Genomic DNA, 18087 nt, shown 5'->3' with positions numbered 1-18087 from the left:
CGAGCCGCTGATGCGGTCCATGGCCGAACCTCCAGGCCGGGGACCGCCGCTGCCCATGTCTTGAACCTCACGCCACCGACGGCCGCTACGGTCTCGGAACCCTTCACGTCCGACTTCTCTCCGTGAGCGTTTGACGCTCCGCTGCCCGGTCGGACTGTCCTTCAACCCACTCATTGTGCAGAGGAGCCATTTTTCCCGCCGAGCCGGTGTATTGCCGCTGCACGCCCACCGAATGCTTGCCCTGCTTGAGCAAGCCCGTGTCGTCGACAATCCAGACTTCCACGGGCTCGCGTTGCGTCATGGCGCCAAGGGCGTACCGGGCGGCCTCCTGACGTACCTCCCGGTCGCTCCAGCGAGAGTCGACGGCGAAGTGCAACAGGCGCTGGTGCATCGCATCCACCTGCGTGGGGTCAGGGCAGGCACGGGCCGCGATGGGCTCGATGCTCTTGCGCTCCCCGTCTCCGAGCAGCCCCATGGCGTAAATAGCGAAGGAAGCCCGGCGGCTCTCCTCTTCCAGGATGTCGCCAATCCTTCGGAAATACGCCTCGAGCCGTTGAACCCCACCCGCGTCCATGAAGGTGCCCATCGTCGGACTCGCTCAATCGTTATCCACCTCCCAAGTAGTACGCACGAGTCGACCTTTGACACCAAGCAGCCGGCCAGCCGCTTCCTGGCTGCTCCGGTAGGGTTCCTCACACCACTAACTCAGTAGTGTTAACCGAAGCGGAAGGCCACATGCTCTTGGGCGACAAGGCGAGCCCGTGGGCAGTCCTGCGCGGTCGCAGACCCCTCGCATGCACGGACACTCCATGCGCGAGAACCGGGAGATCCTCTGTCCGCCCGCCGGAAGGCAGGGCGGGACGTATCGGGAAGGCCAGTGGCCGTACGCCGATGATGAACGGGCAGAGGAAGTCAGACAGGCTCGTAGTACCGACGAAGCCGCCGAACAAAGCCAGTGGCATGGCTGCGGAGGTGGTGGAGGGAAGGAGCCTGGCCAAGGAGAAGGAGGGAGAGCAAAACACGTCCCGGACACAGAGCCGGACAAAGCGTGCCCAGTGCGATCTTCCTCCTACGCCAAGGAGCAGTACGCCGTGGCGTCAGCATCTGCGGCAAGAGCCCAGTGCGCTAGCTGCGCCCGCTGGGATCCGTGCGGGGGGCGGCCCGAGTCTTGAGACGAAGGGCCGTCCCTACCGCGATCGTTTCTTGGTCTGCGTGCGAATTGTTGGAGCCCCGTCCCCTTGCGATCCTGCATTTTTTTGCACCTGCTCAACCTGCTTAACCTGTTCACGATGCTCCTTCAACTTCTCCTCGAGGATCCCGATCTCCATCTTGGAGATATTGGCATTGGTCGTTAGAGGAGCGAACCGTGCCTCCCCTTTGCACTCTTTTGTGGGATCGCCCTGCACCGGTGTGGGATCGCCCTGCACCGGATTCAAACACCACTCGATTTTTATCTCGTTCACTTTATGTTTGGCATTGGCATCCTGCCCATCGACCGAAAAATTCACCGTCAGGCTGCTGTACAGATTTCTATTTTCTTTTACGATGTTCGAAAGCAACCGGATGTTGGCCTCGACTGGCATCATCTGGGTATTGACATCCCGGGTGCCGACCACAAGGTTGCTGCCATCCGTTATCCCCCCTAGGGAAGCCGCACGGACATGGAGCCATTCCCACCTCTGCGTTGTCCAATCGGGAACACCCGCCAACATGGCGTACCCGGAAGCATTCGTCCCCCCCATGGCAGCAACCTGCCCGGAACCTCTTTCTTTGTATACAGGCGCCGCTTGGAAGCGCACCTCTTGAGGTAGATTCAGGTTTATTTTAATGGATTCCTCAACCTGTTTAAGCTTTTCAAGCCTTTCAAGCTCTACCTTTGGGTCCTTTGGGTCCTCTGGGGCGGAGATGTTCTCCGCTGGTTTCTTTCCCATCAGCACCGTACCGGAGGCCTTCTCACTCAAACTCACATGGTCCTTGGGTTTATAGACAGGCGACAAGTTCTCGCCATTGAGCGCAATGCCATTGAACCAGGTGTCCACCTGAACAAGGTTTGACCCCTCTTTCGGGCTGACCCCAAACACATCGTGCGCCCGACCCTTGGCGCTGAAGCTCCCCTCGTTGATAGGGAATACTTCTCTCGCCTGACTGTCTTTTCTGAGGAGGTTTTTCCAGCGTTCAATGATCTCTTTGCTAATCTGCTTCAACTCACCCTCGGGGGTACGCGAGTCTTGTGCCGCAATGCGGGGACTAGGCCGTCGCGATGCAGAATTGTTCCCCTCAGCCGCAGAATTGTTCCCCTCAGCCCTTAAGCTCTTGAGGGGACTCTCGTTCGTGTCAGCATTTGAATCTGCCGCTCCAGATGCCGGCTTATTGCCAGGTGCCAGCGCATTAGCTGCCAGCGCCTTGCACTTCGCGGCAAACTGTCCTGAGAGATTCACAAGGTTATCTACTACCTCGTCAACCTCTCTCTCGAATTCCTCCAGCAATGACACACCATCGTCATCCAGTCTGCTGCGGGCGTCTTCAATATAATCGTAGATCTTTTTGGCACGGTTTGGCCATTCTCTTGCTTCACCCAAATCGAAAGCGAGCAACTCAACCGGTACCTTTACATTGCGGAAGCCTTCTGTGGACTCTTGGGTTTCGCGCTTGAGCTGCACGACGTGGCCTGCGCTCCCCACGGTCGGCCCCTCCCCCTGCCCACCCGCAGACCGCTGGAGCCCTCCTTCTGCCGACTGTCCCGAAGCCACTTTGTCGGCTACCGCGTCGGCACGCGGCTCGTACTGGTCCCCCACCTGCCCCATGGCTCCCGCAGGCTGCACCCCGGCCCGCTGCTGCACCACGTGCGCCGCCTCATGCGCGGCAGTGGGCAGGTCCGGCGTCCCGGCGAACGCGATGTGCTCGCCCTGGGTGAACGCCGCCGCGCCCATCGCCTGCACCCCGGCCACCGCGGAGCGGTCGGTGTGCGCCGCGATTCCCGACACGTCGTGCCGCCCGAATGCTCTTTGGCTGCGCTCGAGGTCGGGCAGCGGCCCGCCCGGCCCGCGGGTGCCGCGCTTCGCGGCCTCGTGGACGGAGGCGCCATCTGGCTCGGCTCCTCCCTGCGAGGCCTGACCGCGCGGCCGGGACACCGGGATGTCCGCGAAGCGGTGGCCGAGTTCGGCCGACCGGTCCAGGTGGGCGAAGTCGCCCGGCGTGGGCGCCGGCTCTTGCATCCGGGCGACATCCACCCTCCCCGTCCGAGCGGCGGTGGCGACGACCTTCTGCTGAGGCGCTACGTGCTTGCTCATGCGGCACCCCGGGCGGTACGTCCAATGGCCAGAGGATACGCCATCCTCCTCGCATAGAGGAGATGAAGCGGCCAGGCAGCCACGGGCGTGGAGGCCCACCGAGCCCTACATTGCGGCGGCGCGGATGTGACCGCCGAAGTGGGGGAGTGGGAAATGGAGTGCATCGGCATCGACGTACACGAGCGGGACAGCCAGTTGAGGGGGAGGGCTGGTGCAGAGGGGCCGAGGAGGGCCGCTGACGGGTGCCGACCGAGCTGTGCGCCGGGCCGATGGAGAGGCCAGGCAGCCTCCTTGGGCATGCCTGTCCAGGCCTCCCTCCCATGAGGGGCGCGGCAGGGGCACCAAGTCTCTTGGCTGTGGCGGCGTAAGCCTCAACACCAAGCGCCCTGGGGTGGCGCTCGCGCCGGGGTCAGGCTCATAGTGGGGAGAAGAGAAGGGGCAGGAAGCCCGCGGCGATGCGCTTGGATACATTGGGTGAGGAACTCCAGGATGTTGCGCCCCTATAGGTCGAGCGTCGTCACCGCCGTCAGTATCCGCTCCACGAAACGGCTCCCCTCCGGTGACTGCGTCCCGAAGCTCGTCTTCCTATACAGCACCGCATGCCGCAGGAGTTGCTCCGCGTATGAGTCATGGTCCCGTCCCGCTGCGTGCACCGGGCGATCTCGAGCACCGATTCCGGGCCAAGGTGAGCACCCGTTCCGGAGCAAGGAAGGCGCGCGTCAACATCGACTACCACGTGGAGCTGGAGGGCCACTGGTACAGCGTGCCCTACCAACTGGTGGGCAAGGCGGTGGAGCTGCGCCACACGGAAGCGTGCGCCGAAGCCTTCCTCGCGGGCCGGCGCGTCGCCAGCCACATGCGTAGCGAGCAGCGAGGGCGTTTCACCACGCAGGCCGAGCACATGCCAGCCTCGCACCGGCAACACGCTTAAGACAACAATATGACGATGAAAGACCTGATGACGATGAAAGACCTGCCTTTTGAAGAATGGGAAAGGAAAGGGTATTATTGAGATTCGGGCTGGACACGGAGGGGGCCACGGCGCACGCTGCCGCCCAGCTCCTCGCGCACCTCACCGGACACAGGCCATGACCACCCTCTATGACCCCGCCTCGAAGACCCTCATGGGCTCGCTGGTCATCCTCCCCGCCAGCGGAGGCAGCCGGCAGGTCATCGTCTTCCAGCTCAACCCCGCCTCCCTGCGCCGGCGCCTGGAGCCCCAGCTCGTCGGCGGAGACAGGCAGGCCCAGAGCGCGCGCCTCATGTACGCCGCCGCCCCCACCGAGTCCATTGACGTGGAGCTGGAGCTCGACGCCACCCTGCAGCTCTCCCCACTGCCAGGCCAGCCCCCTTCGCCCGACATCCGCCCGCAGCTCGCCGCGCTGGAGACGCTCCTCTACCCCACCACCACCCAGGTGCAGACGCAGCAGGCGATGCTGAATGCGGGCACCCTGGAGATTGGCCCCTACCTGGCCCCCACCGTCGTCTTCACCTGGGGCACCGCGCGTGCCGTGCCCGTCAAGGTCACCAGCTACAGTGTCACCGAGGAGGCCTTCCTCGCCTCGCTCGCGCCCGTGCGCGCCCGCGTCTCCCTCAGCATGCAGGTCCTCAGCTACTCCGACGTCAGCCCCCAGGACCCCGCCTACTCCCTCTTCCTCGCCTACCAGAACACCAAACAGCAGCAGGCGGCTTCCGGCGGCTTCTCCTCCGCCAGTCAGCCAGTCATTGGCGTGGACCCCAGCGCACTGGGGTGAGCCTCCCGCGCCGAGCCACCTGCCCCGTCACTCCTCGGACTTCTTCTTCGAGGGGAAGAGCGAGAAACCGTAGGACATCGCCGCGCGTGGGAGGGGGGGGATGTCCGCCATCCACTGGCCGAACGGGTTGTAGCTGGCCCTGTTCTGCTGGTGCATCGCGTATTCCTTCTTCTGGAACTCGTGATGCGCCTGGAAACCGGTCTGCTGGGCCAGCTGGGAGTTGTCCTTGGCCACCTGGAAGGCCGGGCCGGCCGGGGCATGGTGGATGCCCAGAAAGGAAGCGAACCGGTTGATGTTGTGGAGCGCCTTGGCTGGAGAGTTGAAGGGCCGGTCCATGGCCAGGGTCTGCTTGGCCATGTCCTCGCGCGTCATGCCTGTCAGGGCCGGCTGCTTGTCCTTGTCCCCGTTGCACTGGATGGCGCCCGCCGCCGGAGACGCCGAGGGCTGGATGCCTGAACCCACGCCGGAGACGGCCACCGGCTGGCCCTGGGCGGCGAGCGCTCCCGAGCGGTCCGCCTCGGACTCGAGCGCCGGGTGGGAGTTGACGGGCAGCCCCGCCTCCTGGGGAACCCGCACGCGCCCGGCCCGCTGCTGCACCACGTGGGTGAGCTCATGGCCGATGAGCCGCTGCCCCTCGGGCGTGCCGGGAGCGTACTTCCCCGGCGCGAAGTGCAGGTGAGAGCCCCGGGTGAAGGCCCGGGCCCCAATCGAGGCCGCCTCCGGGCCGTGATGGACCCGCACGTCGGCGAAGCTCTGCCCGAACGCCGCTGACATCTTGCGCTGCACCGGATCCGGCAGCGGGCTGCCCCCGGAGCGGGCCCCGAACGTGGCGGCGGACTCGAGACGGTGGCCACGCGGCTCGCCTGCTTCAAATCGAGCCTGCACGGGCATGGGCGCCAGAGTGGCCTGAGGCACCTCGGTCTCGGGGGCACGGGCAGGAGTCGGCTGAGGACTGCGGACCGGCGGACGCGAGGCCTTGCTGTACATGGCCCTGACTCTATCCCCCCAAGGCCCCTCCCGTGCAGCCCCATCCTCCGCGACAGTCCGGTACCCGAACGGCTCAGGTATCCTCCTTCGTGTCCGGCGCCTCCTGGGGCCCCACGGCCTTCGCCAGGCTGGGAATCTCTGGGAGCTTGACGTTCTTCTTCCCGAAGCTCCGCATGACGTCACTCAGGGGCTTCGAGAGATCCTCCTTCGGACTGTGCGCCTCGAGTTGCTGGACCTGCCTCAGGACCACCCTCCGGACCACCGAGGAGGCCTTCAGCGGATCTCCAAGGTCGTGCACCATGCCCAGCATCGCGTGGGCAATCTCATGGTCCGCTCGTACCGACACGAAAGAAAGGGGAGCGGAGCATGGCCCTGAGTCTATCTCCTCTGCCCTCTCCTGTCCGGGCTCCAATTGTTCTATACCCTACACCCGGAGGCGCCCCCATGTTCAGCCCGAGCAGCCGCTACAGCCAGGTCCCCGAGGCCACCTACGAGGCGCCCGACGGCACCCAAATCACCTACAAGCGCCGGCGCTTTCCTCCGCTGCAGCAGCAGGGTGTCTTCGGGCAGACCCCCGTGCTGCCCGAGGAGCGCGTGGACCAGCTCGCCGCGCGCACCCTGAGGGACCCGCTCCAGTACTGGCGCCTGTGTGACTCCAATGGGGTGATGGACCCGCTGGAGCTGGTGGCCACGCCGGGCCGCCGCGTGCGCGTGCCGCTCTCCCTCGTGCCCGAGCAGAAATGAGCCCGCCCGGACTCCAGCTCCAGCTGCTGGTGGGCCGCATCGTGCCCTCGCCCGCCTCCGCCGCGCTCACCCAGGCCCTGCGCCGCGCGGAAGTGGAACTCTACGACGACAGACCCTCCGGCTTCCTGCTCCAGTTCCAGGTGACGCGCGACCCCGGCCCCCTCCAGGTCGACGCGCTGCTGCGGTCCACCTTCGTCCCCTTCCACCGCATCGTCCTCGTCGCCACGCTCAACTCCGCCCAGCATCCCATCATGGATGGGCTCATCACCCGCATTGACTTGCAGCCCGGCCAGCCGCCCCAGCCAGACATGCTCACCGTCATCGGGGAGGACGTCAGCGTCGCCATGGACCTGCAGGAGAAGTCGCTGCCCTACCCGGGCATGAATGACTCGCTCATCGCCGCGGCCATCATCGCCCAGTACCTGCAGTACGGCCTCATCCCCAACATCTCCTTCAATCTGGAGAGCCCCGTGGTGGTGCCGCTGGAGTGGAGCACGCAGCAGCCGGGAATGACGGACCGGGCCTTCCTCAACGCGCTGGCCAGCCGCAACGGCTATGTCTTCCAGGTGCTGCCCGGCCCCGTGCCGCTGAGCAACACCGCTTACTTCGGCCCGCCGCGCAACGCGGGGCTCGCCACGCAATTGACTTCCTTTGGCTTCGGCGGCGGCATGGGCTCGGCCCAGCGCGCGCTCACCCTCAACGAGCTGCCCGCCAGCAACGTGCGCTCGCTCAGCTTCTCCTATGACGCGCTCGCCCCCACCACCGTGGCCGGGCTCGTCCAGGACACGCTCGTCACCGACGCGGACATCCCCGTCCTGGCCCTCACCTCGCTGCGCTCCCCGGCCCTGGCCAGCACACCCGCCCTGCTCAGCCAGTCCAACATCCGCCTGTCCCTCTTGGACCCGCAGGGCATGGACCCCATCACCGCGCTGATGGTGGCCCAGGGCATGGTGGACCAGTCCACCGACCAGGTGCTCACCGCCACGGGCGAGCTGGACGTGCTGCGCTACGGCTCCATCCTCTCCGTGGCGGGCATGGTGGGCGTGCGCGGCGCCGGCCAGCAGCATGACGGCCTGTACTACGTCAAGCAGGTCACCCACCAGATTACCCCCGACTCCTACACCCAGAGCTTCACCCTCACCCGCGAGGGCTGGGGGACCACGGTCTCCACGGTGTCGCCATGAGCTCCCCCTCCCCACACGGGAACCCGCCGGACCTGGGCCGGCGCTACTACGGCAAGTACCGCGGCAAGGTCGTGGACAACATCGACTTGATGGAGCTGGGCCGCATCCTCGTGGAGGTGCCCGCCCTGAAGGGTGTGGAGGGCAGCTGGGCCCTGCCGTGCGTGCCCTACGCGGGCCCCCAGGTGGGCTTCCTCATGCTGCCGCCCATCGGCGCCAACGTCTGGGTCGAGTTCGAAGGCGGAGACCCCACCCACCCCATCTGGGCCGGCTGCTTCTGGGGGGAGATGGAGAAGCCCGTGCTCGCCGCCACCCCCTTCCAGAAGGTCATCAAGACGGACTCCTTCACGCTCGTCATCAATGACACGGACGGCACGGGCGGGCTGCTGCTCGAGGTGGGCCCGCCCGCGGTGGAGGTGCCCGTCACCATCACCATCGACGCGGCGGGGCTGCAAATCGAGACGGCCGAGGCCGTCATCTCCATGAGCCCGGAGGAGATAACGGCCACCATCCCCCCCACCACCGCCACCCTCACCGAGGGGGGCGTGGCCGTGGAGACGGAGGGCTCCGTCACCGTCACCGCCAGCGACGTCACCGTCACCGCCGAGGAGGTCACCGTCACCGCCAACATCACCGCCACCGGCGCGGTGGAGGTGACAGGCGACGTGGCGATTACCGGCGCCGTGGAGCTCACGGGAGACCTGACGGCGGGGGCCGCGGTGGAGATTGGCGGAGCCCTGAGCGTGGACGGCGCCGTTGACCTGGCCGGGGCGGTGGGCGTGGAGGGTGTCGTCAATCTGGCGGGGAACCTGTCCGTGGAGGGCGCCGTCGAGGTGGCCGGAGCGGTGGTCGCCGCCACGCTGACGGGAGCCCCGCTGCCATGAGCACCTCGCGCGCCGACCTCGCCTTCCCCTACGCGCTGGACCCGCGGGGCTACACCGCCACCAGCCCCTCGTACGACGCGCACGTGCGCGACCTCATCGAGCAGGTGCTCTTCACCAGTCCCGGCGAGCGCATCAACCGCCCGGACTTCGGCAGCGGGGTGATGCAGCTCGTCTTCGCCCCGCTGGGCGAGGAGCTGCTGGCCAGCACCCGCCTGCTGCTGCAGGGCAACCTGCAGCGCTTCCTGGGCGACCTCATCACCGTGGAGGCCCTGGAGGTGGAGTCCGAGGAGTCCCGGCTGAACATCACCCTGCGCTACGTCGTGCTGGCCACCGGGCAGCGCCGGCAGGACCGGTTCACCCGATGAGCCAGGCGCGTCACCTGCAGGAGCGGCGGCAGGCGCTGGCGGCCCGGCCCGGCCGCTACGGGCTGGACTCGGTGGAGGTGCTGGCGCTGGAGGGGCTCCGCTTCCGGCTGCGCCTCCACTTCATCCCCCACCTCTCCGAGGAGGTGGGCGACGTGCCTCCGCGGCTGGGCCCGCGGAACCTGACGGTGGTGGACGACGAGGGCCACCCGGTGCCCGTGGAGGTGCACTCGCCGCTGGAGCAGCCCGGCGAGGAGGCCTCCTGCGTGGACGCCACCTTCCGCCTGTCGAAGGAGACGCTGGCCCAGGCGCGCTACCGCCCGCTCACCCTGGTGCTCACCGGCCTGCCCGAGGTGGACGGGCCCTTCTCCCGCGCCAGCTTCTCCCTGGCCCACGAGCCCGCCGACGCCGGGCCCCCAGCGCCCTCGGAGCCCCCGTCCACGGCCCACGTGCTTCCCCCCAGCAGCTACCTGGCCCGCGACTACGAGAGCTTCAGCCGGCTGCTGCTGGACCGGATGCGCCTCACCGTGCCCGCGTGGACGGAGCGCCACGCGGCCGACCTCGGGGTGCTGCTGGTGGAGCTGCTGGCCCACCAGGGGGACCTGCTCGCCTACTACCAGGACGCCGTGGCCGCCGAGGCCTACCTGGGCACGGCCCGGCGCCGCACCTCGCTGCGCCGCCACGCCCGGCTGCTCGACTACACCGTCCACGACGGCTGCAACGCCCGCACCTGGGTGCACGTGAGGCTCGACCCCGCGGTGGACATGCTGGAGCTGCCCGCGGGCACGCGCTTCCGCTCCACCCCCGTCCCTCCGGACACGCACGCCTGGGACGCCCACCCGCTGGCGCAGCAACTCGTCTTGGAGAGCCTGGCCCCCACGCGGCTGTACGTGGAGCACGACACCCTCTTCCTTTACACGTGGGGCGCCCGGCACGAGGTGCTGCCGCGCGGCGCCACCTCCGCCACCCTGGCCGGCCACTTCCCCCGGCTGCGCGCCGGGGACGTGCTCGTCTTCGAGGAGCTGTACGCCCCGGGCACGGCGCTGCCCGGCAGCGGCTGGCTCCAGCACCGGCACGCCGTGCGGCTCAGCCAGGCGCCCGAGCTGTACGAGGATGACCTCCCCGAGCCGGCCCAGCCCCTCACCCGCGTGACGTGGTTTCCCGAGGATGCGCTGCCCTTCCCCCTCACCTTCAGCCAGACGCCAGAGCAGTCAGGGGCGCGGGTGGTGGGCAACCTGGTACTCGCCGACCACGGGGAGACACACACCCAGGAGGTGGAGGTGGATGCGGACGGGGGCGTGGCGCCGCTGCCGCTGCGGGGCCTGCAGGTGATGAGCGCCGAGCCCTGGGAGCAGGAGCACGCAAGCCTCCTGCCCGCCTCGGAGACCCTCACCCAGGCCCCCCGGCAGGCCCTGCCCTGTGTCCGCGTGGAGGAGCTGCGCGAGGACGTGCTGGCCACGCGCGTGCTGCCCTGGACGGTGCGCAGGGACTTGCTCTCCAGCGACCGCTTCGACCGCCACTTCGTCGCCGGGCTCGGGGATGGGGACGCGCTGGTGTTGCGCTTTGGCGACGGGCAGCTCGGCCGGCGCCCGCGGCCCGGGGCGCGGCTCCAGGTGTCCTGGCGCACCGGCATTCCTTCCTCGGGCAACATGGCCGCGGAGACGCCGCTGACGATGGACGCGCCGCCCCAGGGCGTGACCGGGGTGCGCAACCCGCTGCCGGCCCGCGGAGGCCAGCGGCCCGAGGACACCGAGCGCATCCGCCGCGATGCGCCCACGGCCTTCCGCACCCAGGAGCGGGCCGTCACCGAGGAGGACTTCTCCCTGCTGGCGCAGCGGCTGCCCGGCGTGAGACAGGCCGTCACCCACCTGACGTGGACGGGCAGCTGGAACATCGCCCGCGTCCATGTGCTCGCGCAGGAGGGACGTAGGCCGGCACCCCACCTGCTCCAGCGGCTCCAGCGCTACCTCCACCGCCTCCGCCTGCTGGGCACCGAGGTGGAGGTGCGACCTCCGGAGCTCGTCCCGCTCGCCATCACCCTGCGCGTGGGCGTGCGGCCCGGCCATGCGCCCGCCACCGTGCGCCTCGCGCTCGAGCAGGAGCTTGGCAGCGGCGAGCTGCCCGGGGGGCGCGTGGCCTTCTTCCACCCCAGCGCCTTCGGGCTCGGCCAGCCCGCGTACCTGGCGCCCGTGGTGGCCCGGGCCGCCTCGGTGCCCGGCGTGGCCTGGGTGGAGCCCCTGCGCTTCCAGCGCTGGGGACAGGATGCGAGCAGTGCGCTGGAGACGGGCCACATCCGCCTGGAGCCCTTCGAGCTGGTGCTCGTGGAGGGCCAGCCCACGCGGCCGGATCTGGGGCTCGTGCGCATCCAGCTCGAGGGAGGTAGGACGTGACGGACCACTGGCCAGGCAACCGACGCCGCCCCCCGCTGCCACGGCAGGACACCACCCAGCCCGAGGTGCTCGCCCGCATTCAGCGGCGGCTCGCCTCCTGGAGGCCCGGCGCCGCGTCCAGCCAGGACACCTCGCTGCGTGGGCTGCCGGGCCCTCCCCCGCCCAAGGCCCCGTCGTCCCCGCTGAGCCGGCTGGTGCCCCTGTCCATCTCCCAGGGCCCGCTCGCGGAGAATGACTTCTCCCAGGGGCTGCTCGACGCGTGGGCCGCCCTGGCGGACGTGCTCACCTTCTACCAGGAGCGCATCGCCCCGGAGAGCTACCTGCTCACGGCCACCGAGGACTTCTCGGTGCAGGAGCTGGTGCGCACCGTGGGGGTGACGCCACTGCCCGCGGTGACCGCGCGGGTGGACCTGTGCTTCACCGTGTCCGACAAGCGCGGTGCGCCCGAGGAGCTGGTGCTGCCCCAGGGGCTGGCGGTGCAGAGCCTCCCCGCCCCCGGAGGCCTGCCCCAGACGTACGAGACTTCGGCCGAGCTCCTCACGCGCGCCGAGTGGAGCAGCATGGCGCTGGGGCAACCCGGAGACTCGCTCCTCACCGCACCCGCCACGGCGCTGAGGGCGGATGCGCCCGCGCTGCTGCTGCAGGATGGGAGACACGGCGTGCGCGCCGGGGACACGCTGCTGGTGCGCGCGAAGCGGGCGGATGGCTCGGAGTGGCTGGGGCTGCCCACCGTCACGCGCGTGGCCAGCACCCGGCAGCGGGGGCTCCTCGCCTGGGACCTGCCGCTGGACAAGACCCTGGGCAGCGAGCTCCTCACCAGCCCCCAGGTCTGGGGATGCCGTCCGCCCGAGCCCCTGCTCGGCCACGACGCCACGCCCTGGGAGAAGCTCTCGCTGGAGGAGCGCCTCGCGGCCGGTGGCACCCCGGTGGGAGGCCTGCAGCGCCTGAGCGCCCCGGATTCCCCCTGGAAGGGACTGGGGGCAGCGCCGGGCAAGGTGCACTGCCTGCTAGCCGATCCTGATGACGGCATCTTCGCCGGCATGGAGGGCAAGGGCCTCCAGTGCTCCCAGGATGACGGGGCCACCTGGACGCCGGTGAAGGCGCTGGCACGCATGGAGGTGCTGTGCCTGGGGTATGACGCGCAGGGCCGACTCGTGGCGGGCACCCAGAAGCACGGCGTGCAGCGCAGCGCGGACGGCGGCGAGTCCTGGGAGTCGCTCGCCGGCAGGACCGTCGTCGAGCCCTCGCAGCTGCCCCTGGCGAAGTCGTCCCTGAAGGACTTGCGGCTGCCGCCCACGCCCGTGCGCTGCGTGGCGGGCTTCCTCTTCGGCAACGGCGCGGACACCGCCGCGTTCCTGCTGGCCGGCACCGACGAGGGCCTCTTCTCCTGGGATGAGAGCGCTGGCGTCTGGAGCCCCATCAACGACGGCCTCCCCCTGGCCAAGAAGGGCGGGCGCACCCCCATCACCATCCGCGCCATCGTCACGGACGAGGCCAACCAGCGCTTCCTCATCGGCACCAGCCAGGGCCTCTTCACCACCACGAGCATCGGCACGGAGTGGACGGCGAATGACCCGGGCCTGCCCGGACAGCCTGTGGCAGCGCTGGTGAAGGACGCGCGGGGCACCCTCTTCGCCGCGCTGGAGGGCGGCGGGCTGTACAGCGCCGCGGACACAAAGAAGCTCGCCTGGGTGCCGGTGGCGCCGAAGACGGCCTCGGGGGTGGCGGAGGCCAGCGCCCTGCTCCCGCTGGAGTCGAGCGCCAAGGGCCCCCCGGGCCTGCTCGCCGTCCTCTCCGAGGGCCTCTTCGTCTCCCGCGACAGCGGCACCACGTGGGCGCAACTGCCCACGACGGGCACCTCCACGGTATGGGCCGTCGCGGAGGCGTCGCCGAACGTGCTGCTGGCCGCCACGCCGGTGGAGGGCGTGAAGGAGAAGGAGTGGCCGGGCTGGGCGCTGACATCGGGTGAGCTGGTACTGGCGCGGGCACTCCCCCGGCTCCTCACGGGCCAGACGCTGGTGCTGGAGCAGCCCGCGCCCAAGGGCCCTCCGCGCCGCGCCCTCGTCACCGCGAAGCAAGTGCTCACGGAGCAGGTGAAGGCCTTCGGGCAGCGCCACCTCGTCACCCGCCTCCAGGTGGAGCCTGAAGAGGTGGTGACAGGCTTCGACCGGGCCCTCGTCCGCGTGCGAGCCTGCCCCACCGCGCTGCCCCTGCGGGAGCAACAGGTGCGCGAGCCCACCCTCCTCGGGCCCGAGGTGGACCTGGAGACGCTGCTGGGCAACGACGACCTCTTCGCCGCGCTGGTGGACGCGCCCCAGGCCTCCAGGGCCCCGCCGCGCGAGGACGTGGTGGTGGCGGGCGCGGTGGAGCTTCCTCCCGGCCGGACGGTGATGGTGGTGGGGCGGCGCCTGCGCGTCCTGGTGGGGCTGGGGACCGCACTGGAGCTCGTTCCGGAGGAGAGGCACGACCTGCCGCTGAAGCTGGAGGCCGGGCAGGTGCTGGAGGTGATGGCGTGGCCGGCCGGAACGGAAGGCGCGCCCCCGGTGTGGCGGCTGCGCGACGAGCATGGCGCCACCGGGACGGTGAAGGCCGCGGAGGGCAAGCTGCTGCTGCTGCCCGCGGCGAAGGACGGCGAGCAGGTGGCGCTGCGGCGGCAGGTGGTGGCCACGGCTCCGGAGCGGGGCGCCACGCGGCTGGTGCTGGACAAGGCGCTGGAGGAGATGCTGGACCCGGACACCGTGGCCGTGCGCGGCAACGTGGTGGAGGCCACCCATGGCACCACGGTGAAGGAGGTGCTGGGCAGCGGGGACGCCCGGCGCCCCCACCAACAGTTCCGCCTCAAGCGCTCGCCGCTGGTGTGGCGGGCCACGGCGGACGGGCCCGTGCCCGCGGTGGACGTGTGGGTGGAGGGGCAGCGCTGGCAGCGGGTGGAGGACTGGAGCGGGCAGAAGCAGCACAGCCGCGTGTACGTGCTGCGCACGGACGCGGACGGCAATGTGTGGGTGTGCTTCGGAGACGGCGTGCACGGGGCCCGCCTGCCCACGGGGGCGGAGAATGTGGTGGCAGTGTACCGCACGGGCGGAGGGCCGGCGGGCAACGTGGGGGCGGGCCGCATCACCCTGCTGCGCCACCGCCTGCTGGGGCTGCGCACCGTGGACAACCCCCTGCCCGCCACGGGAGGCACCGCCGCCCAGGCCCCCTCCGAGCTGCGCACCCAGGCGCCGCTCCAGCTGCGGACGCTCGGGCGCATCGTCTCCCTGGGCGACTTCGCGGACTACGTGCGCACGTATCCGGGCGTGGCCCGCGTCCGCGTGCGCAAGCTGTGGAACGGCCACCAGCACCTGCTCAGCTTCACCGTGGCCACCACCGAGGAGGACACCGGGCACCGCATGGGCGCGTCGCTGCAACAGGCCCTGCGCCAGGAGCTGGAGCGCTTCCGCCCGAAGCACTACACCCTGCAGGTGGACTCCTTCGTGCCACGCCCCTTCCTCGTGGAGGCGACGCTCACGGTGGACCCGGACTTCGACGCCGACGCGGTGAAGAAGAGCGCCGCGCAGGCCCTCGTGGACGCCTTCGCCTTCGAGCAGCGCGAGCTGGCGCAGCCGGTGGCCACCTCGGACATCCTCCGCCTGCTCAGCGGCGTGCGCGGGGTGCTCAACGCCCGCGTCACCTCGCTGCGGCTGAGTGGCACCACCGCCACCCCGGGCTCCGTCCCCACCGTGCTCCCCGCCGCCGACAGCGTCTGGGGCGTGCGCGCCCAAAAGGTCCTGCCCGCGGAGCTGCTGCTGCTGGATGAGGCGGGCCCCACCCTCACCGTGGAGAAGGCCACCTCATGAGACACTCCGGTGCGAAGCGCCTCTACGACGCGCTGCCGCTCGTCTACCGCATCCTGGATGCGGAGCAGGGCCAGCCGCTGCGCGAGCTGCTCGGCATCATCGGCGAGGAGCTGGACCGGGTGCACCAGGGCATCGACCAGCTCTACGACGACGCCTTCATCGAGACGTGCCGGGAGGAGCTGGTGCCCTACCTGGGCGACCTGGTGGGGCAGCCGGTGGAGGACACCGGAGGGATGCTGCCGCACCTGCAGCGGCTGCGTGTGGCCAACGCCCTGCACCACCGCCGGCGCAAGGGCCGGGGGGACACGCTGGCGCAAGTCATTCATGAGGCGTGCGGCTGGAGCGCCGTGGTGCTGGAGGACTTCCGGCGGCTGTCCACCACGCAGAGCGTGCAGCATGTAAAGCCGGAGCAGGGAGGCTCGGTGGACGTGCGCCAGCTGGGAGAGGCCCCGGAGCCGCCCGTGCCCTTCGTGGCCCATGGGGCGAGCGTGCGCGGCGCGGACGACTCGGTGGGCCCCCGAGGCCAGCTCAACCTGGACCACGTCCGCATCCTCCTCAGCCGCATGCAGGTGTACCCGGTGGAGCGCACCGAGCCCTGGCGGGTGGCGGACGGCCGCTACACCTTCCACCCGCTCGGCCTGGACACCCACCTTTATATGCGGCGGCGGTGGGAGGCGCCGCGGCGGGAGATACCGGCCACGCTGGAGCTGTCACTGCCCTTCGCGCCCGAGGCCCTGGCGACGGAAGTGTCGCAAGCCCGGGCGTGGCTGCGCGAGGAGCGGCAGCCCGGCGCTCGCCACGTGGGCGCCCAGGGCAGCCTGGAGGTGCTCCTCGGGGGGAAGGCCGTGCCCGCGGCGGACATGTATGTCCGCGACCTGGAGCACTGGCACCTGCCCGGCCCCAGCCACGTGGGCCTGCGCTCCGGACAGGTGCACCTGGAGCAGCTGACCTACCCCTCCGCGGAGCTCCAAGTGCGGCTGGGCGAGGATGGGCCCCACCTCCTCCGGCTGCCGCACACCGCCCACGCGTCGCTGTCCACGATCGCCCAGGCGCTGGAGAAGGCCTTGCGCGCCGCCAGCTCCCGGCCCGCCTTCACCCGCGCCCGCGTCCTCCCGCTGGGCGACCACCTGCTGGTGCTGCCGGGCCTGCCGCTGGAGGGAGACCCGGTGCACTTCGAGCCCGCGGACGATGATGCGCACAGCCTCCACGCGCTGGGGCTGTCCCGCGGGCAGGCCCGCCGCGCCGCGGTACTCGTCTCTCACGAGCTGACGGACGCCATGGACACGCAGGCCCAGGGCACGCTGCGCCTGCGGCTGGGCGAGGCTGCGCCCTTGGAGCTGCAGGTGCCCCTGTGGGAGTCGCCCGAGGACATGGCACACGCGCTCCAGGAGCAGCTCGCGGGACATGACGGCTGGCATGCCCATGCCCAGGGTGACCTGCTCTTCGTCATGGCGGAGGACCCGGACCCGGCGCACTACCTCCGGGCCGAGGAAGCACCCCAGCGGGACGCGGCGCGGCGGCTGGGACTGGCCCCGCGGGTGGCGGTGGACGTGCGCCGGGGCAGGTTCGCGCTCTCGCTGGGCACGCCGGCCCAGGCTCCCCGGGTGACCTGGGCCTTCGGCCGCGTCGCGGACGTGGGGGCGGGCCCCTACCCGCGCGGGGAGGACTTCCGCATCCCCGAGCAGGACGCGTGGTACGCCGAGGTCGGCAAGGCCCTGGTGACCACGAGCACGCAGGTACACCGCTTCAACACGCTGTCCGAGGCGCTCGCCGCCTGGACGCAGGCGCAGGAGACGTTCCGCAAGGGACTCATCCGCATCGTCGACAGCGCCACCTATGTCCCGCCCCTGGGCCAGCCCTTCCACCTCCTCCTGAGGAGTGCCTCCCTGCGGCTCGAGGCCATCGAGGGGGAGCTGCCCACGCTGGACGGCACGCTGCAGGTGGAGGCCTTCGGCGAGGAGAACCGGCTCTCCGTGGACGGGCTGCAGGCGCGAGGCCTGACGCTGGACGGCCGGCTGCAGGTGAAGGTGGCGCACTGCACCCTGCTGGGACCGCTCACCTCCGGGCCCAATACCGCCTGGCAGGAGGTGGAGGTGAAGCGCAGCCTGCTGGGGCCCGTGCGGCTGGAGGCGGGAGCAGCCCACCTCACGCTGAGGGACAGCCTCGTCCGCGCGCAGGAGGAGGAAGCCCTCAGTGGTTTGGCTGCCGGCTCGGTGGGCCCGCTGACGGTGATGGAGCACTGCACGGTGGTGGGCAAGGTCTACGTGGAAGCACTGGAACTGGCGCGCGAGTGCCTCTTCACCCGGAGGGTGCGCGTGGTGCGGCGGCAGGACAGCCAGCTGCACTGGAGCGCGCTCCCCTGGTCGTCGCGCGAGCTGCCACGCCACCGCTGCCTGCTCTTCTCGGCGCCGAAAGAGGAGGCAGGCCCGGGTGTCATCGCTTCCGCGCCCGGGTTCGTGTCACTCTCTTTCGGCGAGCCCGGCTACGGTCGGCTCGCGGAGGGCGGGCCGGCGGAGCTGCGCACGGCGGCGGCGGACGGGGGCGAGCCGGGTGTCTTCCATGACGTGCACGAGGAGCGCCGACTCGCCACGCTCCAGGACGTGCTCGAGGAGTACCTCCCGGCGAGCCTGAGCGTCGGCGTCTCCTTCATCGACTGAAA

The 18087-nt window shown here is 70.0% G+C and carries 11 protein-coding genes and 3 pseudogenes; 9 read left to right on the top strand and 5 right to left on the bottom strand.

The genetic code is table 11. The features are described from left to right. Window positions 1-184 precede the first annotated feature (184 nt). The 3 genes and pseudogenes from JQX13_RS39100 to JQX13_RS39090 all read right to left on the bottom strand — a co-directional run. Window positions 185-574, bottom strand: a pseudogene (locus tag JQX13_RS39100) (transposase); the annotation flags it as partial. A gap of 613 nt (window positions 575-1187) precedes the next feature. Beyond that, entirely contained in the window at window positions 1188-3215 is a 2028-nt protein-coding gene (locus tag JQX13_RS39095) for a DUF4157 domain-containing protein (protein WP_203404507.1), read from the bottom strand. Window positions 3216-3661: 446 nt separating this feature from the next. After that, window positions 3662-3907 (bottom strand): annotated as a pseudogene (locus JQX13_RS39090) (IS66 family transposase); the annotation flags it as partial. A gap of 89 nt (window positions 3908-3996) precedes the next feature. Between JQX13_RS39090 and JQX13_RS39085 the strand changes: the two are divergent. Together JQX13_RS39085 and JQX13_RS39080 are read left to right on the top strand one after the other, a co-directional pair. Next, window positions 3997-4218: pseudogene (locus tag JQX13_RS39085) on the top strand (Mu transposase domain-containing protein); the annotation flags it as partial. Between the two features lie 160 nt (window positions 4219-4378). Then, a complete protein-coding gene (locus JQX13_RS39080) occupies window positions 4379-5044 on the top strand; it encodes a hypothetical protein (protein ID WP_203404506.1) in 666 nt (221 codons plus the stop codon). 27 nt (window positions 5045-5071) lie between these two features. Here the strand turns inward: JQX13_RS39080 and JQX13_RS39075 are convergent, their stop codons facing one another. Both JQX13_RS39075 and JQX13_RS39070 read right to left on the bottom strand, forming a co-directional pair. After that, the gene (locus tag JQX13_RS39075; protein ID WP_239014118.1) at window positions 5072-5959 is read right to left on the bottom strand and encodes a DUF4157 domain-containing protein; all 888 of its coding nucleotides are present in this window, start codon (window positions 5957-5959) and stop codon (window positions 5072-5074) included. Window positions 5960-6104: 145 nt separating this feature from the next. Further along, window positions 6105-6332 carry a hypothetical protein gene (locus JQX13_RS39070; protein WP_203404505.1) on the bottom strand — a complete coding sequence of 76 codons (228 nt, stop codon included), beginning with the start codon at window positions 6330-6332 and terminating at the stop codon, window positions 6105-6107. A 143-nt stretch (window positions 6333-6475) separates the two neighbouring features. Between JQX13_RS39070 and JQX13_RS39065 the strand changes: the two genes are divergently transcribed. Genes JQX13_RS39065 through JQX13_RS39035 form a run of 7 tightly spaced genes read left to right on the top strand, consistent with a single transcriptional unit; the run spans window position 6476 to window position 18085 of the window. Then, window positions 6476-6775, top strand: coding sequence for a LysM domain-containing protein (locus tag JQX13_RS39065; protein ID WP_203404504.1), 300 nt, complete (start codon window positions 6476-6478; stop codon window positions 6773-6775). Next, complete coding sequence (locus JQX13_RS39060) at window positions 6772-7959, top strand: hypothetical protein (RefSeq protein ID WP_203404503.1); 1188 nt, start codon at window positions 6772-6774, stop codon at window positions 7957-7959. Before JQX13_RS39065 ends, JQX13_RS39060 begins: the two co-directional genes overlap by 4 nt. Next, window positions 7956-8840, top strand: coding sequence for a phage baseplate assembly protein V (locus JQX13_RS39055; RefSeq protein WP_203404502.1), 885 nt, complete (start codon window positions 7956-7958; stop codon window positions 8838-8840). Before JQX13_RS39060 ends, JQX13_RS39055 begins: the two co-directional genes overlap by 4 nt. Continuing rightward, the gene (locus JQX13_RS39050) at window positions 8837-9205 is read left to right on the top strand and encodes a GPW/gp25 family protein (protein ID WP_203404501.1); all 369 of its coding nucleotides are present in this window, start codon (window positions 8837-8839) and stop codon (window positions 9203-9205) included. Before JQX13_RS39055 ends, JQX13_RS39050 begins: the two co-directional genes overlap by 4 nt. Continuing rightward, a complete protein-coding gene (locus JQX13_RS39045; RefSeq protein WP_203404500.1) occupies window positions 9202-11592 on the top strand; it encodes a baseplate J/gp47 family protein in 2391 nt (796 codons plus the stop codon). Before JQX13_RS39050 ends, JQX13_RS39045 begins: the two co-directional genes overlap by 4 nt. Next, window positions 11589-15428: a putative baseplate assembly protein gene (locus JQX13_RS39040; RefSeq protein WP_203404499.1), complete on the top strand. Its 3840-nt coding sequence runs from the start codon at window positions 11589-11591 to the stop codon at window positions 15426-15428. The genes JQX13_RS39045 and JQX13_RS39040 overlap by 4 nt, the downstream gene beginning before the upstream one ends. After that, complete coding sequence (locus JQX13_RS39035) at window positions 15425-18085, top strand: hypothetical protein (RefSeq protein ID WP_203404498.1); 2661 nt, start codon at window positions 15425-15427, stop codon at window positions 18083-18085. Before JQX13_RS39040 ends, JQX13_RS39035 begins: the two co-directional genes overlap by 4 nt. The last annotated feature ends 2 nt before the right edge of the window (window positions 18086-18087 follow it).

The sequence above is a fragment of the Archangium violaceum genome, from assembly GCF_016859125.1.
GTDB classification, from domain to species: domain Bacteria; phylum Myxococcota; class Myxococcia; order Myxococcales; family Myxococcaceae; genus Archangium; species Archangium violaceum_A.
Note: the sequence above shows the minus strand (reverse complement) of the source record. Positions and strands in the feature narration are given on the sequence as shown.

Bases quoted from the DNA above. Each gene is read 5' to 3' on its own strand.
- JQX13_RS39060 (WP_203404503.1), top strand. From the start codon at position 6,772: ATGAGCCCGCCCGGACTCCAGCTCCAGCTGCTGGTGGGCCGCATCGTG.
- JQX13_RS39070 (WP_203404505.1), bottom strand. From the start codon at position 6,332: ATGGTGCACGACCTTGGAGATCCGCTGAAGGCCTCCTCGGTGGTCCGG.
- JQX13_RS39095 (WP_203404507.1), bottom strand. From the start codon at position 3,215: ATGCAAGAGCCGGCGCCCACGCCGGGCGACTTCGCCCACCTGGACCGG.
- JQX13_RS39080 (WP_203404506.1), top strand. From the start codon at position 4,379: ATGACCACCCTCTATGACCCCGCCTCGAAGACCCTCATGGGCTCGCTG.
- JQX13_RS39055 (WP_203404502.1), top strand. From the start codon at position 7,956: ATGAGCTCCCCCTCCCCACACGGGAACCCGCCGGACCTGGGCCGGCGC.
- JQX13_RS39050 (WP_203404501.1), top strand. From the start codon at position 8,837: ATGAGCACCTCGCGCGCCGACCTCGCCTTCCCCTACGCGCTGGACCCG.
- JQX13_RS39035 (WP_203404498.1), top strand. From the start codon at position 15,425: ATGAGACACTCCGGTGCGAAGCGCCTCTACGACGCGCTGCCGCTCGTC.
- JQX13_RS39065 (WP_203404504.1), top strand. From the start codon at position 6,476: ATGTTCAGCCCGAGCAGCCGCTACAGCCAGGTCCCCGAGGCCACCTAC.
- JQX13_RS39045 (WP_203404500.1), top strand. From the start codon at position 9,202: ATGAGCCAGGCGCGTCACCTGCAGGAGCGGCGGCAGGCGCTGGCGGCC.